This window comes from Salipiger sp. CCB-MM3 (genome assembly GCF_001687105.1).
In the GTDB taxonomy this organism is placed as follows: Bacteria; Pseudomonadota; Alphaproteobacteria; order Rhodobacterales; family Rhodobacteraceae; genus Salipiger.
Genome location: NZ_CP014595.1, coordinates 1,199,519 through 1,215,231, shown reverse-complemented (window position 1 = coordinate 1,215,231; position 15,713 = coordinate 1,199,519). Strand labels below are relative to the sequence as shown.

Sequence of the window (15,713 nt, the reverse complement as noted above, 5' to 3'; positions counted from 1 at the left end):
GCTTCAGGCGGGTGCGCTGGCGCGCCGCCCGCCCATCAGCATCTCGGTGGTCATGCCGCCGATCCACATGCAAAACAGCGCAAGCCACGCGGTCCCGGCGAAGATCGAGCCGCCGGTGACCCCCGCGCCGATGGCGCAGCCGCCCGCCAGCATCCCGCCAAAGCCCATCAGCGCCGCGCCGATCATCGCGTTGCGCAGCGGGGTGGGGCCTTCGAAGCCCTGAAGCTTCAACTCCCGCCCCCAAGCGGCGGCGATCAATGCGCCCGCAAAGACCCCGGCAATCAGCCCGATGTCGAAATCCACCACTGCCGGACGCTCGAGAAAGACCATCAGCGTATGCGCCGAGGGGCCGGTGAAAGTGGCGCTTTCCACCTGCACGGGCTCGAAGGCGACATTCGACAGCGCGAAGGTCAGCACCCACCCCAGCGCCACGGCAAAGCCGACGCCGGAGGCAAAGACCAGACGCGGCAGGCCGATGCGGTTGCGCCGCGCCAGTTCCAGCGCCAGAAGCGCGATGGCGAGGCCGAGGATCAGCCCCGAGGCGCGCGGCAGATGCAGCGCCGACAGCAGGTTCATATTGCGCCCGCCCTCGGTGATCCATAGCGCGGCGAGCCGGTCGCGCCACGGCGACAGGAGCCCCGAGAGCGACATCTGCGCCACCACCGCGAAGATCAGCCCCGAGATCACCGAACGCAGGTTGCCCGTCGCAGCGAGCACCAAGAGCCGCCCCGAGCAGCCGTTGGCCAGCACCATGCCCGCGCCGAACATCAGCCCGCCGATGATCGCTCCCGACCAGCTACCAGGCACCGCCATCATGCGCGCATTGGCGGCATCGAACAGGCCCAAAAGCTGCGCGCCCTGCACCCAGACCAGCGCGGTCGAGAAGGTCAGCAGCCAGACGGCCAGCTTGTCGCCCATGCTGCCGCGGGCAAATTCGACCACCGCCGCGCGCAGGCAAAAGCGCGAGCGCTGCGCGGCGATGCCAAAGACCGTGCCGGTGATCAGGCCGAAGAGCGCGGCGGTCGGGCCTTCGCCGATCACATCGACCAGTGCGACGAGTTCCATGGCTGTCCTCCTCCTCGGGGTGCCATCAAATCGCATGCGTGGAATGTGATCGCCTTGATCCAGATCACCGCGCGCTGTCTGGCTGCGACATCACGGTCGCTTTCTGGCGCGACGCCCGCGCGCGCTTGGCGGAGGGTCGCGCATGTGCCCCTTTGCGGAGTGTCCGACATGACCACCGTTCTGCAAGATATGCTCGTCACCGCCGCCCTCTCGGGCATTCCGGTTGTCGCCAACGCCGACCACGCGCCGCTTGAGGGCGGCGAGGATCCCGCCTTCGGGACGGTCCGCTGGCGCACGCTCTTCTGTGCGGATCGCACCGCCACCGCGGGAATGGTCATGGGCATCGCCGAGTTTGGCGCGCTTGGCACGCTGAAGCCTCATCGTCATGGGCCGGCCGAGATGTATTTCGGCCTTGCCGGCTCGGGCATCGTCACCATCGACGGCACTGCCCATGAGATCGGCCCGAATGTGGCGCTTTTCATCCCGGCGGACGCCGAGCATGGCACCGTGGCTGGGGCCGAGGGGCTGCGCTTTCTCTATGTCTTCCCGCGCGATCGCTTCTCGGAGGTTGAGTACCGCTTCTCGGAAAGCTGACGGGCGGGCCGGTTGCCTCTCGCCAAGCTGCGGGAAAGTGCTTATCGCAGGGTCATGACCCGTATCGTGCCCTTGGGGCAGGCCCGGGAGTTGCCGCTCTGGCGGCGCCCGGTGACGCTGCTTTTCCTCATGGCGATTGCCATGCCGCTCAGCTTTGCCACTTGGTCGGCGCTGCTGAACAATTTCGTCATCGAGGCGGCGCAGTTCGATGGCTCCGACATCGGCTGGCTGCACACGGTGCGCGAAATTCCGGGGTTCCTCGCCATTGGGGTGATCCTCGTGCTGCTGCTAATGCGCGAGCAGGTTCTGGCGCTGCTGGCTTTGACGCTGCTGGGCGTGGCGACGGCGGTGACGGCGTGGTTCCCCAGCATGGGCGGCCTGCTGATCGTCACGCTGCTGAGTTCCATCGGCTTTCACTACTACGAGACGGTCAACCAGTCGCTGCAGCTGCAATGGCTGCCGAAGGATCGCGCGCCGCAGATGCTGGGCTGGCTGCTGGCCGCGGCCTCGGGGGCGACGCTGATCGCCTATGTGGCCATCGTCATGACGTGGGAAGCCTTCGATCTTTCGTACAATTTCGTCTACATGGTCTCGGGCGGGCTGACGCTGGTGATCACCCTTTATTGCGCGCTGGCCTTTCCGCAGTTCGAAAGTCCGAACCCGCAGCGCAAATCCTTCGTCCTGCGCCGCCGCTACTGGCTTTATTACGCGCTGCAGTTCATGTCGGGCGCGCGGCGGCAGATCTTCGTGGTCTTCGCGGGGTTCATGATGGTCGAGCGCTTTGGCTTTGCCGTGCATGAGGTGACGGCGCTTTACCTGATCAACCTTTGCGCCAATATGGCGCTGGCACCGATGCTGGGCAAAGCCGTGCACCGCTTTGGCGAGCGGCGGGTGCTGCTGTTTGAATACGCCGGGCTGGTGCTGGTGTTTCTGGCCTATGGCGGGCTCTACTGGTTCCACTGGGGCGTGGTGCTGGCCTCGGTGCTCTATGTGATCGACCATATCTTCTTTGCGCTCGCGCTGGCGCTGAAGACCTATTTCCAGAAGATCGCCGATCCCGGAGACATCGCGCCCACCGCCGCCGTGGCCTTCACCATCAACCACATCGCGGCGGTCTTCCTGCCCTTCGCGCTGGGATATCTTTGGATGATCTCGCCGGGGGCGGTGTTCGGGCTGGCGGCGGGCATGGCGCTTGTGTCGCTGTCGCTGGCGCTGATGATCCCGCGCCATCCGAGCCCGGGCTACGAGACGATCTTTGCCCCGCGCCTGCCGCCGCAGCCCGCCGAGTGAGCTGCCAAAGCGCCCGCCGGCCCTGCACGGCAAGGCTGGCGCTGCAGCGGCAAACGCGCTATCGGGCAGGCCAACCCTGAACGGAGAGCATCACATGGCCAAGACCTGGACCGCCTTCACCAAGCTGAGCGACAAGACCGCTGCCGAGGCCCTGGGCGAGGCCATCGAAGATCTTGAACCCGAACCCACGGGCGTTGGCGTTTTCGAGATCGAAGACGGCAGTGGCACATGGGAAGTGGGCGGCTATTTCCTCGAGCCGCCGAGCGATGTCGAACTGGCGCTGCTGTCGGCGGCCTATGGCGCGGCGCCCTTCGTGGTGTCGGAAGTGCCCGATCAGGATTGGGTCGACAAGGTGCGCCGTGAGCTGACCCCGGTCGAGGCCGGGCGCTTCTTTGTCTACGGCTCGCATGACGCCGACAAGATCCCCGAAGGCGCCGAGCCGCTGCTGATCGAGGCCGCCATGGCCTTTGGCACCGGCCACCACGGCACCACGCTGGGCTGCCTGCGCGCGCTCGACCGGCTGTCGAACGAGGGTATGGTTGGCCAGAATGTGGCGGATATCGGCTGCGGCACCGCCGTTCTGGGCATGGCCGCCGCGCGCATCTGGCCGAACCCGGTGATCGTGTCGGACATCGACGAGGTCGCGGTGGAAGTGGCCGAGGCCAACGTGCGCGCCAACGACCTCACTGGCAAGGTGATCTGCGTCGAAGCCGCCGGTTTCGGCCACCCCGAGCTTGCCGCGCGCGCGCCCTATGATCTGGTGTTCGCCAATATCCTCAAGCAGCCGCTGATCGATTTGGCGCCCGATATGTCGGCGCATCTGGCACCGGGCGGGCGTGCGATCCTCTCGGGCATCCTGATCCGTCAGGCCGACGAGGTGATCGCAGCCTATGCCGCTGCGGGCGTCGATCTGGTGTGCCGCGACGAGATCGGCGAATGGGTGACCCTGACCCTGCGCAAGCCTTCGTGAACGAAAAGCGGCGTAATCGCCGCTTTTTAGCCTAAATTTTGCCGCGCTTTGAGAGCAAATACGCCACGTATTTGTTTGTTTAGAGGGGTTCCGCGGTATGGAAAGCGCTCTCAAGAGTTTCGAGCGTCGTCAGCGTGCGGTTGCGCAAAAGCACCGGAAACTGGCACAGGGCTATGTCACCAAGATCAATCGCAACGGGGTGTTCGAGCACCGACCGATCCGGCGCATTTCGCCGGTGCGCCTGCGCGGGCTGCTGCTGACGATCCTTGGGTTTCTGGTGTTCAAAGGCGTGATGCTCGCCAATCTCGGCTCGGATCATTACGCCGAGCATTTGGCGCGTCTGTCCGACGGCAGCTTTGCCGACAAGCTGGGAGCATGGGTGCTGGGGGTCGATCCGGTCACGCTGTGGATCGGGATCGGGCTGCAGGCTCTGCTGGGCTAAAACGCCGACAAGAGTTGGCGGTCATTGGAGCCGCTTGCGCATATCCTGCAAATAGGAAAGGCCGCCGTCCCGTTCAGGACCGCGGCCTTTGCGCTTGATAAATCATGTTATCAGCGGCGACGTGCGATGGCAGCGATGTCGCCACGGGTCAGGCCGATATCGTCGAGCTCACGGTCGGTCAGAGCTTCGAGGCTCTTGCGGGTCAGACGAGCGTCGTTCCACTCGGCGACGATGCCGAAGAGGGTTGCGAAGAGGCCAGCCGAACGCGGAGTTTCGTCGGCGACGGGAGCGAAGCCGGAAACGAAGACGTTGCCGATACGGCCTGCGAGGCCAGCGGCGCCGGATGCGTCGCGCGAGTAGTCATAGACAGCCATAGGTCAGTGTCCTTGTCATGAAGTTTTTAAAGTGCCTGAAATCTAATCGCCAGATAGATCCGGTCAGCAGCTGCCACAAGCAGTGAAAAACGCATGGGTGGGCTGCAGTTTTCACATAGCAAGCAAATTGAGCGAAAGGCCTGAAAATTAGCCTATTTTCTGGGCTGATTGAGGCGCGTTCCGACGCCAAACTGTCGTCTTTGGGCCTCTGCCGTGGCGTGGCGGACGCAACTGCTCTGTGCGCGGGCAAATGCGCAGGGGCGAGGGCTTGGCGGATGTTCGCGTTTCGTGCTAACTGCGTGGTAGAAAAACAACAACGGGCAGTGATGGAATGCGGGTCATCGGAATCGATCCGGGCCTTCGGCACCTCGGCTGGGGGGTGATCGAGGCCGACGGGAGCCGTTTGCGGCATGTCGCCAACGGCACATGCGATTCGGGGCCGGGCACTTTGGCGGCGCGTCTGCTCACCCTGCACGAGCAATTGACCGATGTACTGCATCGCTGGCAGCCAGAGATCGCGGCGGTGGAGCAGACCTTCGTGAACCGCGACGGCGCTGGCACGCTCAAGCTCGGTCAGGCGCGCGGCATCGCCATGCTGGTGCCCGCGCAATTTGGGCTGGAGATCGGCGAATACGCCCCCAACACGGTGAAGAAAACGGTGGTCGGCGTCGGCCATGCGGATAAGACACAGGTCGATCACATGGTGAAGATGCAGCTGCCGGGCGTGGTCATCCACGGGCCCGATGCGGCGGATGCGCTGGCCATCGCGATCTGCCACGCGCATCATCAGGGCGCGCAGAGAATGAAGGTGAAAGCATGATCGGACGGATCGCCGGACGGGTGGACTACAAGGGCGATGATCACGCGCTGATCGACGTGCGCGGCGTGGGCTATGTGGTCTATTGCTCGGATCGGGTGCTGGCGACGCTGGCGCCGGGCGAAGCGGCGGCTCTCTACACCGACCTTTTGGTGCGCGAAGACCTGCTGCAGCTTTATGGCTTTCCCACGCTGGTGGAAAAGGAATGGTTCCGCTTGCTGATGTCGGTGCAGGGCGTGGGGGCGAAGGCCTCGCTGGCGATCCTCGGCGCGCTGGGGCCCGACGGCGTGAGCCGCGCCATCGCGCTTGGCGACTGGACGGCGATCAAGGCGGCCAAGGGCATTGGTCCGAAGACCGCGCAGCGGGTGATCAACGAACTCAAAGACAAGGCGCCGATGGTCATGGCCATGGGCGCGGGGCAGGTGGCCTCGGCTGATGATGTGGTGATCGAGGATGATCCCGCGCCGTCCCCCGCCGCCGCTGCGCCGCGCAAGGCGCCTGCCGCACGGCCCAATGCCTCGGCGCAGTCCGAGGCGCTCTCGGCGCTGAGCAACCTTGGCTATGGCCCGAGCGAGGCCGCCTCGGCGGTGGCGCAGGCGGCGGGCGAGGACCCGGAGGCGGAGACCTCCGCGCTCATCCGCGCCGCGCTGCGGCTGCTGGCGCCGAAAGGTTAAGCGATGGTCGACAGCGATCCCACCCTGCGCCCCGAGCCGCTGCCCGAGGACGAGGGCCGCGCGCTGCGCCCGCAGATGCTGGGCGATTTCATCGGTCAGGCCGAGGCGCGGGCCAACCTGCGGGTGTTCATCCAGTCGGCGCGGGCGCGCGGTGAGTCGATGGACCACACGCTGTTTCACGGGCCGCCGGGCCTTGGCAAGACGACGCTGGCGCAGATCATGGCGCGCGAGCTTGGGGTGGGCTTTCGCATGACCTCCGGCCCGGTGCTGGCCAAGGCCGGTGATCTGGCGGCGATCCTCACCAATCTCGAGGCGCGCGACGTGCTCTTCATCGACGAGATCCACCGCCTCAACCCGGCGGTGGAAGAGGTGCTCTACCCGGCGATGGAGGATTATGAGCTCGACCTGGTGATCGGCGAGGGGCCCGCGGCGCGCACGGTGCGGATCGAGTTGCAGCCCTTCACGCTGGTTGGGGCGACCACGCGGCTTGGTCTGCTGACCACGCCGCTGCGCGACCGTTTCGGCATCCCGACGCGGCTGCAGTTCTACACCGAGGACGAACTGAACGAGATCGTCAGCCGCAACGCGGTCAAGCTGGGTGTGCGGGCCGAGCCGGAAGGCGCGCGCGAGATCGCCCGCCGCGCCCGCGGCACGCCGCGGATCGCCGGGCGGCTGCTGCGCCGGGTGGTGGATTTCGCCGTGGTCGAGGGCGATGGCGTCGTGACCCGCGAACTGGCGGACGGGGCGTTGACGCGGCTTGGGGTGGATCAGCTGGGCCTTGATGGCGCCGACCGGCGGTATCTGACGCTGATGGCGGAGAATTACTCCGGCGGGCCGGTGGGCATCGAGACGCTTTCGGCGGCGCTGTCGGAAAGCCGCGACGCGCTGGAAGAGGTGATCGAGCCTTATCTGCTGCAGCAGGGGCTGATCCAGCGCACCCCGCGCGGGCGGATGCTGGCGCAGCGGGCGTGGGATCACCTCGGGCTGCCGGTGCCGCGGCCACAGGTTCCGGGGCAGGGCACGCTCTTCGACGGCTGATCCCGCGCCTGACTTGAGCGAACATCTTGCGCGGGCGCGCCCAGCGTGGCAGGTGGAGCGCCGCGTGGCGGGCGCCGCGCTATGCGTATTTGCCAAAGAGAAGAAGGGGCGAGCCATGGACGCGGCGGAGGTCGAAGCGCTGTTTACCCGCGAAGACGGGAGCTATCTTTGCGCGCGCTGGGGGCGGCCGCTGGTGCCGATCGTGTTCGGTGTCGAGGATGCGACGCTGTCGGTGGTGAAGGGCGCCTTCGAGGCGGTCTGCGCCATGTCGGGCCACAAGATGGCCGAGCATGACCCCGAGCTTGGGGCCAACGTCATGGTCTTTTTCTTCCGCGACTGGGCCGAGCTGCTGGAGCTGCCGGACCTTGGGCGGATGATCGACGGGCTGCCCGAGATGGTCGAACGCTTGCAGCAGAGCGGGGCCAACCAATACCGGGTGTTCCGCTTTGACGAGAGCGGCGCGATCAAGGCGGCCTTCGTGTTCCTGTGCATGGACGGCGCGCTGGCGGCGCAGCCTGCCGAGGATCTGGCGCTGGCGCAGGTGGCGCAGGTGATGCTGACATGGGGCAATGGCGCCTTTGCCGCGCGCTCGCCGCTGGGGCGGCTCGAGGATGGGCGCGTGGTGCTGCGCCCGGAGATCGGCGCGCTGATCCGCGCCGCCTATGATCCGGTGATGCCGGTGGCGGCGCAGGACCGCAGCCACGCGCTGCGGCTGGCGGCGCGGATCGCGCTAGGCTGAGACGCCCGAGACCTGCCGCGCGATCTCGCGCAGGTGGCGCAGGTCGGTGCCACAGCAGCCGCCGAGCACGCGCAGGGCGGGATGGCTGCGCTGCAGCTCGGCCAGCTGCGCGCCAAGCTCTTCGGGATCGCCGTCGTCGAGCGTGTCGCAGGCGTCCAGTTCCGCGTGGCTCTGGCGCGAGGCATTGGCCACGATGCCCGCCAGATGCGTCTCCCATTCGCCGCCGTCGAAGGCATTGACGATATGGTCGGGATGGGCGCAATTGACCATGATCGCCTCTGGGTCCGTCGCGCCAGCGAGGCGCTGCACGGCCTCTGACAGCAACGAGCCATCGGCGAGGCGTCCGTCGGTTTCCACGGTGAAGGCGATGAGCGCAGGGATGCCCGCCTCGGCGGCAGCCTTGGCGATGCCAATCGCCTCTCCGGCGGCGCCCAGCGTGTAGGCGCTGACCATATCGGCACCGGCCTCGGCCGCAGCACGGATTTGCGGCCCGTGATAGCTGGCGGAGGCCTCAGCAGCAGACATGCCCGGTTGATAGCCGTCGCCCTGCGGGCCGATCTGCACGCTGATGCGCGTCGCCACATCGAGATGGCGCGCGGCCATCTCGCGCAGGAGCGCCACCGCCTCTTGGGTGACACGGGTGAGGTCTTTGGGGGTATAGCCCAGCGGTGCGGCGCGGTCGGGGTTGGCCATCCAAGTGGGCGTGTCGAGGATCATCCCAGCACCGGTCTCGCGCCCGATAGCGATCAGCGCCTCGGCGTAGCCGCGCAGTCGGGCGCGGCCCTCGGTCTCGTCGATCATCGGAAAGGCGGCGAAATGCGGCAGCTCGACGCCGTGGTTGAAGATCAGGTCGGTCTCCATCCCGGTCCAGGCGATCCATGTGCGGTCGGGGGTGAGTGTCATCGCGCTGGTCCTCCCTCAAGTCCGAGCCGATGCGGAAAGTGTAGCACGGGTGTGGCCCCGCTGTCGCAGTCGGCGTTCCAGCGGAGGCGGCAAAGGCAAAAGGCCGCCCTGCGGGGGGCGGCCTTTGGTTGTCGGTATGGGCGATGGATCAGGCCTTGGCGCCGACCATGCCGACGATCTCATAGGTCTGCTGCAGGATCGGATCGGCGATCTTGCGGGCGCGCTCGGCGCCGCCTGCGAGAATCGCGTCGATCTGCGCCGGATCCTGCATCAGCCGGGCCATCTCGGTGGAGATCGGCGCCAGCTTGTCGACTGCCAGATCCACCAGCATCGGCTTGAACTCCGAGAACTGCTTGCCACCGGCCATGGTCAGCACCTCTTCGACGCTTTGCCCGGCGAGGGCGGCGTAGATGTTGACGAGGTTGCGCGCCTCGGGGCGGCCGTCGAGGCCCTTCACCTCGGACGGGAGCCCGTCGGGATCGGTCTTGGCCTTGCGGATCTTCTTGGCGATGGCGTCGGCGTCATCGGTCATATTGATGCGCGAGGCGTCCGAGGGATCGGATTTCGACATCTTCTTGGACCCGTCGCGCAGGCTCATGACGCGGGTGGCCGCGCCTTCGATCACCGGCTCGGTCATCGGGAAGAACTCGGTGCCGTAGTCGTGGTTGAACTTCGCCGCGATGTCGCGGGTCAGCTCGACGTGCTGTTTCTGGTCCTCGCCCACCGGTACGTGCGTGGCGTGGTAGAGCAGGATGTCGGCGGCCATCAGCGCGGGATAGGCGTAAAGCCCCAGCGAGGCCTTCTCGGCGTTCTTGCCGGCCTTGTCCTTGAACTGGGTCATCCGGTTCATCCAGCCAAGCCGCGCGACGCAGTTGAAGATCCAGCCGAGCTGGGCGTGGCCCGGAACCTGGCTCTGGTTGAAGAGGATGGATTTGTCGGGATCGAGCCCTGCGGCAAGATAGCCCGCGGTCAGTTCGCGGGTCTGCTTGCGCAGCGCCTCGGGATCCTGCCAGACGGTGATCGCATGCATGTCGACAACGCAGTAGATCGTCTCGATCCCGCTGTCCTGCATGTCGACGAAACGCTTGATTGCGCCAAGGTAATTGCCCAGCGTCAGCCCACCCGAGGGCTGAATGCCGGAAAACACACGCGGCGTGAAAGCGGAATTGATGTCGCCCGCGTCGGACATGGGCTTCCTCCGTCTGGAAATTCGGTCTGGGCTGGCTTACCCATGGCCCGACATGCCGTCAAGAAAGAGGCCACCATGGCGCACCAGCATAATGTCTCGCCGTTCAATTCGCTGCCGCCCGTGATCGTCGGGCTGGCCGTGGTCATCGTGGGGGTCGAGGCGGCCTTCTCGCTCGGCGCGCGCGGCCTCGTCGGCGGGCCCGGCGCGGTGGGCTGGCGGCTTGATGCGCTGCAACGCTTCGCCTTCTCGGGCGAGATTTGGCACTGGATGCTGTCGACCGGGCAGTTTCCGGCGCAGCATGTGATCCGCTTCTTCAGCTATCCCTTCGTGCATGCGAGCTTTAGCCATGCGCTGTTTGCCGCTGTCATGTTGCTGGCGCTTGGCAAGATGGTCGGCGAGGCGCTGGGAAGCTGGCGCACGCTGGCGATCCTTGCGGCGTCGAGCCTTGGCGGCGCGCTGGCCTATGGTTTCGTCAGCACGCCGGTGCCGCTGATCGGGGCGTTCCCGCCGGTCTACGGGCTGATTGGCGGCTTCACTTACCTGCTGTGGCTGCGGCTTGGCCAACTGGGCGCGCAGCAGGCGCGGGCCTTTTCGCTGATCGGCATCCTGCTGGGAATTCAGTTGCTGTTCGGCCTGCTGTTTGGCGGCAGCCTCGATTGGGTGGCGGACCTTGGCGGCTTTGCCTCGGGCTTTCTGCTGACCGTCGTTCTGGTGCCCGGTGGCTGGGCTCGGCTGCGCCAGCGCCTGCGGCAGCGCCGCTGATCAGAACATATCGGCGGGCAGCACCGGCAGCGATTTGGCGAACTTGCGCCCTTCGGCCTGAGGGTAGGGCAGCACAAATCCCTCGCGATCCTGCGGCGGATGCGCGGCATTGGCGAGCGCCGCCTGCCGCCACGTGCGGGCGCTCACCCGGTCATGGCCGTTGAGGTGGTCGCCCAGCCATGTCGAGGCCAGACGCCTTTGGAGATCTTCCACCGCGTCCGAGCGGCGGAACATCACCGACGCCTCGGTGTCCCAGCGCAGCGAGCGGCCATTGAGATTGGCCGAGCCCACGAGGCCGACGCGGTCATCCACCAGCGTGACCTTGGAGTGTACGTAGATCGGGCCGGATCCCAGCAGATCGGGAATATCCTCGGGCGACTCGCTGTGCTGCCCCGGCGAGACAAAGGCGGCGCGGTCTCCGAAGGCTTTTGACACACGGTCCACCGCCTCGGTCTGCAGGGCGTGGCCGTGGCGCGTGTCCCAGCCGTCGTTGCCCTCATAGAGCACCCGGTCGGGGAAGGAGGGCATGAGCACCACCAGTTGCAGCTCACCGCTGCGCTCACCGGCTTTGGCCAGCGCTTCGGCGACGGGGCGATGGCGCAGGAATTGCGTCTCGATGTAGATATAGCGCTCGGCCTCGCCGATCATGCCGATCACGGCCTTTTCGTGCTCGGTGATCGCGGCGCGGGGCGAGAGCCGGGCAGGGCCGCTGCAGGGCGCCGAGAAGGTGCGCACCACCCGCAGATCGGCGGGCGCTTGCGGTTTCTTGGCGGTGTCGAACCGCTCGGTGCGTCCGGTCAGGCAGGGCGTGTCGCAATCCAGCGCGGCATTCCAGCATTCGCCAAAATGATGGCGCAGCGCGGCGGCGAAATCGGCATCATCCACCCGCATCGACACGTCGTGCCACGTCTCGTCGGCGGGGCGGTCATGCTCGGGGGTGTCGAAGCGGCGCTCGTTGATGTCGAGCCCGCCGATCACTGCGGCCTTTCCGTCGGCGACGGCGAATTTCTGGTGGATGGTCACCGGGCGCAAAGCGACCGCGCCCTTCAGCACGGTGCGCTGCACCGGGGTAAGGGTGGCCTCCTCTTCCTGCCGCAGCTTCTCCATGTGACGCGCGATGGGGCCGCGCATGGCCATGCGCCACAGCCAGCCAGCGTTCTGCCCGTGCGGCGCGCAGAGGATCTGCGCGTCCTCGCCCTGCAGCCGCTCGGCAAAGGCGCTGGCGGAGCGCCATGCGTTGCGGTGCAGCGTGGAGGTGAAGACCGGGTCGAAGTCAGAGATGATCATCCGCAGTTTCACGCCGCGCCGCGCCACATCCGCCAGTAGATCGGCCCAGTTTTCCAGACCTTTGGCGCGGAGTTCGGGGGTGCGTAGCTTGGTGCGGGGATCGAGGATGCGAAAGCTCATCACGAGCTCGTCTTGCGCGTCATTGCACAGCTGCTCGAGGGCGGGGAAACCCTCGGCGGCGGTGATTAGCGGTGTCAGCGTCATGTACTAGCCCTTGCGGCGGAAAGCGGTGCGGAACTCGGACAGACGGAACGCCCCGACCGCCTGTCCGGCAATCCCATAAGATAGGATTCCGACAAGGATCAGGCCGACAAGGGCAAGGCTCCGCCAGTAGCTTCGTTCAAGGAACGGCCCAAGCGCCAACATGGTTCCCCAAAGAACTCCGCCCATGATGACAGAGGCAAGACAGATGCGCAGAATTCTGGTGCGGAAACGCGTGTCGAACCGCGCCACGTCGCCCAATTTGCGCCCGCCCCACGCCAATTGTGCCACCATTGTCCACGCCGCGCAGGTGGTGGCGATGGCGGGCGCGTACCAGCCCAGAACGGGGGCGAGACCGATGGCGAGGACCGCGTTCACCGCCATCGACCACAGCGCGTAGCGGAACGGGGTGCGCGTGTCTTCGCGGGCAAAGAACAGCGGCTGCAGCACTTTTTGCAGCACGAAGGCGGGTAGACCGAGGCCGTAGATGGCCACGGCAAAGGCGATGGCCTGCGCGTCGGCCATCGACGTCGCGCCGCGCTGGAACAGCACCGCGACGATGGGCAGGGGCACCACCACCAGCGCCACGGCGGCGGGCACGGTCAGTGCCAGAGACAGCTCTCCCGCCCGCGAGAAAGCATGGCGCGCACCCGCATCGTCCTGTGCTTTGAGGCGTCTGGACAGATCGGGCAGCAGCACGATGCCGACCGCGATGCCGACCACGCCCAGCGGAAGCTGGTAGAGCCGGTCTGCGGCATAGAGCCAGCCCACGGCCTTTTCGAAGTTCGAGGCGACCTGCTGGCCGACCAGAAGGTTTACCTGCATCACGCCGCCCGCGAGGGCTGCGGGAACGGCGACGCGGACCAGTCGTTTCATGTCGGCGTTCCAGCGCGGACGGCCGGGGCGCAGCTTGATCCCGGCGCGTTCGGCAGCCACCCAGACAAGCGCCAACTGAGCCACACCAGCAAGTGGGATCGTCCAGACAAGCCATTGGATTATATCGCCATTCAGGTACTGACCGGCGAGCATGGCAAGGATCACGAAGACGTTCAGCAGGACCGGGGCTGCGGCGGCGGCGGCGAAATGGCCGGTGGCGTTGAGGGCGCCCGAGAACAGGGCGGCGAGCGAGATGAAGAAGATATAGGGAAAGACGATACGGCCAAAGCCGACCGTCATGTCGAACCGGGCGTCGGCGGCGAAGCCTCCGGCGGTGGCCCAGACCAGCGCGGGCATGAAGATCAGCGCCAGCGCCGAGAGCAGCAGAAGCACGAAAGCAAGGCCGTTCATCGCTTGGCTGGCGAATTTCAGAGGGTCTTCCTCTCCCTCGTATTTCTTTGAAAAGATTGGCACAAACGCAGCGTTGAACGCGCCTTCGGCAAAGAAGCGGCGGAACATATTGGGCAGGCGGAAGGCGGCCACAAAGGCATCCATCACCGGGCCGGGGCCAATATAGGCGAGAATGAAAATCTCGCGCGCAACGCCAAGGACGCGGCTGGCCAGCGTCCAGAAGCCGACCGTGAGGATGCCCGAGATCAGGCGGATGGGTTTCATTTTGAGCGCCCTTCGAGATGTTCGCAGGGGCCAGAGGTAGACCATCGGCGACGCCCGAGGAAGGGGGCACAATCCATGCACATCCCATGCACAAACCATGCATACGCGGGGGCTTGCCGAGGGTGTGGGCGGCGCGACAGCCGAGATGCGGATTGTCCGGGAATGAAAAGTCGAGTTGAATTCTTCTCGACTTCGCCACATGGCTTTCGGGTCGACGCGGCGGCAGCGCCGCGCCGGCCAATCGAGAGAGTGCCGTCATGAGCTTCATCTATTTCATCAACGGGCTGGTCTGCGTCTTCTTCGCGGCGCTGATGGGGGTGGTGGCGATCCTGTTTCCCGAGACCGCGGGCGTCTTTGGCATCTCGGCGGCGCTGGTTGGCATGGTGGGCGTCGGGGTGAGCCTCTCGACATGGTCAGAGTTTCTCGACCTGAACCGGCTGCACACCTTTCTGCTGACCTCTTCGGTCTGGGTGACTGCCGCCGTCGCCGGGGCGGTGCCGCTGTGGCAATGGGGTCTGTCGCCAGTGGATGCGGTGTTCGAGGCGATGTCGGGGATCACCACGACGGGCTCGACAGTGATGAGCGGACTGGATGACACGCCGCATGGCATCATCCTGTGGCGGGCGCTGCTGCAGGCGGTGGGCGGCGTGGGCTTCATCGTCACCGGCATCGCCATGCTGCCGATGCTGCAGGTGGGCGGGATGCAGCTGTTTCGCACCGAAAGCTCGGACAAGGGCGAGAAGGAGTTGCGCAGCGCCGCCTCTTTCGCCTCGGCCACGCTGGGCATCTATCTGGCGCTGATGGCGGTCTGCGGCTTTCTCTACCTCGTGGGCGGCATGGGGCCTTTCGATGCGATGACCCATGCGATGACCACGCTCTCGACCGGCGGCTATTCGGGCTATGACGCCTCTTTCGGGCATTTCACCAGCCCGTTCCTGCAGTGGACCGGGACGATCTTTATGCTGCTGGGGGCGTTGCCCTTTGCCTGGTACGTGCGTGTGGTGCACCGCGGCGCGCTGCGCAGCGAGCAGGTGGAGGGGCTGATCAAAGGGCTGGTCGTGGCGATCGCGGTGCTGAGCCTCTGGCTGGTGATCGCCAAGGGCTGGGGGCCGTTCGAGGCGGCCACTGCGGTGGCGTTCAACGTGGTCTCGGTGGTCACGACAACCGGCTATGCCACCACCGATTACACGCTTTGGGGACCGTTTGCCGCCGTCGCCTTCTTTTTGCTGACCGCGGCGGGGGGCTGCACCGGCTCGACCGCGGGCGGGGCCAAGGCAATGCGCTGGCTGCTCTTCGTGCGGGCGCTGCGGGCCAAGATGCAGATGATCCGCGCGCCGCATGCGGTTGTGGCGATCCGCTACGAGGGGATGCGCGTCGACGAGGACACGATGCGAAGCGTCATCACCTTCATGATGTTCTACGGGCTGACCTTTGGCGGTTTCACCATCGTGCTGGATTTCTTCGGGCTGGATTTCTCGACCTCGGCCAGCGCCGCGCTGACCGCTTTGGCCAACGTCGGGCCGGGCGTGGGGCCGATCATCGGACCGGCGGGGAATTTCGCCACGCTGAGCGATCCGGTGAAGCTGATCCTCGCCTTTGCCATGTACCTTGGGCGGCTGGAGATGATCACCGTCTATGTGCTGCTGACGCCGCTGTTCTGGCGCGAGGTGGGCGACCTGCGCCGGGGGTGATCCTTTGGGCTTCGCCGCGGCATTCTCCTTAGGGTAGAAATTCTCTCTGTGTTACCTTGCCTTGCGCCACGTCAAGGTGAGGGTGTTGTCTTGGCCTAGCGTGCGGGCGTGAGAGATTTGCAGGAG

Annotated in this window: 16 protein-coding genes; 10 read left to right on the top strand and 6 right to left on the bottom strand. The window is 66.1% G+C overall.

Annotated features, from left to right (window positions below):
- Nucleotides 1–3: 3 nt before the first annotated feature.
- Entirely contained in the window at nt 4–1,065 is a 1,062-nt protein-coding gene (locus AYJ57_RS05905) for a YeeE/YedE family protein (protein ID WP_066102538.1), read from the bottom strand.
- A gap of 168 nt (nt 1,066–1,233) precedes the next feature.
- On the opposite strand from AYJ57_RS05905, the gene AYJ57_RS05900 reads away from it, so the two are divergent.
- The 4 genes from AYJ57_RS05900 to AYJ57_RS05885 all read left to right on the top strand — a co-directional run bounded on the left by AYJ57_RS05900 (nt 1,234) and on the right by AYJ57_RS05885 (nt 4,361).
- Complete coding sequence (locus tag AYJ57_RS05900) at nt 1,234–1,659, top strand: cupin domain-containing protein (RefSeq protein ID WP_157373983.1); 426 nt, start codon at nt 1,234–1,236, stop codon at nt 1,657–1,659.
- Between the two features lie 54 nt (nt 1,660–1,713).
- A complete protein-coding gene (locus AYJ57_RS05895) occupies nt 1,714–2,949 on the top strand; it encodes an MFS transporter (protein ID WP_066102536.1) in 1,236 nt (411 codons plus the stop codon).
- A 94-nt stretch (nt 2,950–3,043) separates the two neighbouring features.
- Nucleotides 3,044–3,919: a 50S ribosomal protein L11 methyltransferase gene (locus AYJ57_RS05890; protein ID WP_066102533.1), complete on the top strand. Its 876-nt coding sequence runs from the start codon at nt 3,044–3,046 to the stop codon at nt 3,917–3,919.
- Between the two features lie 97 nt (nt 3,920–4,016).
- Complete coding sequence (locus tag AYJ57_RS05885; protein WP_066102531.1) at nt 4,017–4,361, top strand: hypothetical protein; 345 nt, start codon at nt 4,017–4,019, stop codon at nt 4,359–4,361.
- Between the two features lie 110 nt (nt 4,362–4,471).
- Here the strand turns inward: AYJ57_RS05885 and AYJ57_RS05880 are convergent, their stop codons facing one another.
- Complete coding sequence (locus AYJ57_RS05880; RefSeq protein WP_066102528.1) at nt 4,472–4,735, bottom strand: DUF1127 domain-containing protein; 264 nt, start codon at nt 4,733–4,735, stop codon at nt 4,472–4,474.
- 331 nt (nt 4,736–5,066) lie between these two features.
- Here AYJ57_RS05880 and ruvC point away from each other — a divergent pair, with 331 nt between their 5' ends.
- From ruvC to AYJ57_RS05860, 4 genes are all read left to right on the top strand, one after another.
- Nucleotides 5,067–5,555: a crossover junction endodeoxyribonuclease RuvC gene (ruvC, locus tag AYJ57_RS05875; protein ID WP_066102525.1), complete on the top strand. Its 489-nt coding sequence runs from the start codon at nt 5,067–5,069 to the stop codon at nt 5,553–5,555.
- Nucleotides 5,552–6,226 carry a Holliday junction branch migration protein RuvA gene (gene ruvA, locus AYJ57_RS05870; RefSeq protein ID WP_066102522.1) on the top strand — a complete coding sequence of 225 codons (675 nt, stop codon included), beginning with the start codon at nt 5,552–5,554 and terminating at the stop codon, nt 6,224–6,226. The genes ruvC and ruvA overlap by 4 nt, the downstream gene beginning before the upstream one ends.
- Nucleotides 6,227–6,229: 3 nt before the next feature.
- Complete coding sequence (gene ruvB / locus AYJ57_RS05865; RefSeq protein ID WP_066102517.1) at nt 6,230–7,264, top strand: Holliday junction branch migration DNA helicase RuvB; 1,035 nt, start codon at nt 6,230–6,232, stop codon at nt 7,262–7,264.
- Between the two features lie 115 nt (nt 7,265–7,379).
- Nucleotides 7,380–8,003 (top strand): hypothetical protein, encoded by a 624-nt coding sequence (locus tag AYJ57_RS05860; protein ID WP_066102515.1) that lies wholly within the window; start codon nt 7,380–7,382, stop codon nt 8,001–8,003.
- Here AYJ57_RS05860 and AYJ57_RS05855 read toward each other — a convergent pair.
- Nucleotides 7,995–8,906 (bottom strand): homocysteine S-methyltransferase family protein, encoded by a 912-nt coding sequence (locus tag AYJ57_RS05855; protein WP_066102511.1) that lies wholly within the window; start codon nt 8,904–8,906, stop codon nt 7,995–7,997. The two genes, AYJ57_RS05860 and AYJ57_RS05855, sit on opposite strands and share 9 nt — an antisense overlap.
- A gap of 148 nt (nt 8,907–9,054) precedes the next feature.
- A complete protein-coding gene (gene trpS, locus AYJ57_RS05850) occupies nt 9,055–10,095 on the bottom strand; it encodes a tryptophan--tRNA ligase (RefSeq protein WP_066102508.1) in 1,041 nt (346 codons plus the stop codon).
- Between the two features lie 75 nt (nt 10,096–10,170).
- Here trpS and AYJ57_RS05845 point away from each other — a divergent pair, with 75 nt between their 5' ends.
- Nucleotides 10,171–10,857: a rhomboid family intramembrane serine protease gene (locus tag AYJ57_RS05845; RefSeq protein ID WP_066102505.1), complete on the top strand. Its 687-nt coding sequence runs from the start codon at nt 10,171–10,173 to the stop codon at nt 10,855–10,857.
- Here AYJ57_RS05845 and AYJ57_RS05840 read toward each other — a convergent pair whose 3' ends face one another.
- Nucleotides 10,858–12,348, bottom strand: coding sequence for a phospholipase D family protein (locus tag AYJ57_RS05840; protein WP_066102502.1), 1,491 nt, complete (start codon nt 12,346–12,348; stop codon nt 10,858–10,860).
- Nucleotides 12,349–12,351: 3 nt separating this feature from the next.
- Nucleotides 12,352–13,896, bottom strand: a complete 1,545-nt coding sequence (gene murJ / locus AYJ57_RS05835; RefSeq protein WP_066102499.1) for a murein biosynthesis integral membrane protein MurJ — start codon at nt 13,894–13,896, stop codon at nt 12,352–12,354.
- Between the two features lie 257 nt (nt 13,897–14,153).
- Here murJ and AYJ57_RS05830 point away from each other — a divergent pair, with 257 nt between their 5' ends.
- Nucleotides 14,154–15,587, top strand: a complete 1,434-nt coding sequence (locus AYJ57_RS05830) for a TrkH family potassium uptake protein (RefSeq protein WP_066102496.1) — start codon at nt 14,154–14,156, stop codon at nt 15,585–15,587.
- Nucleotides 15,588–15,713: the final 126 nt, after the last annotated feature.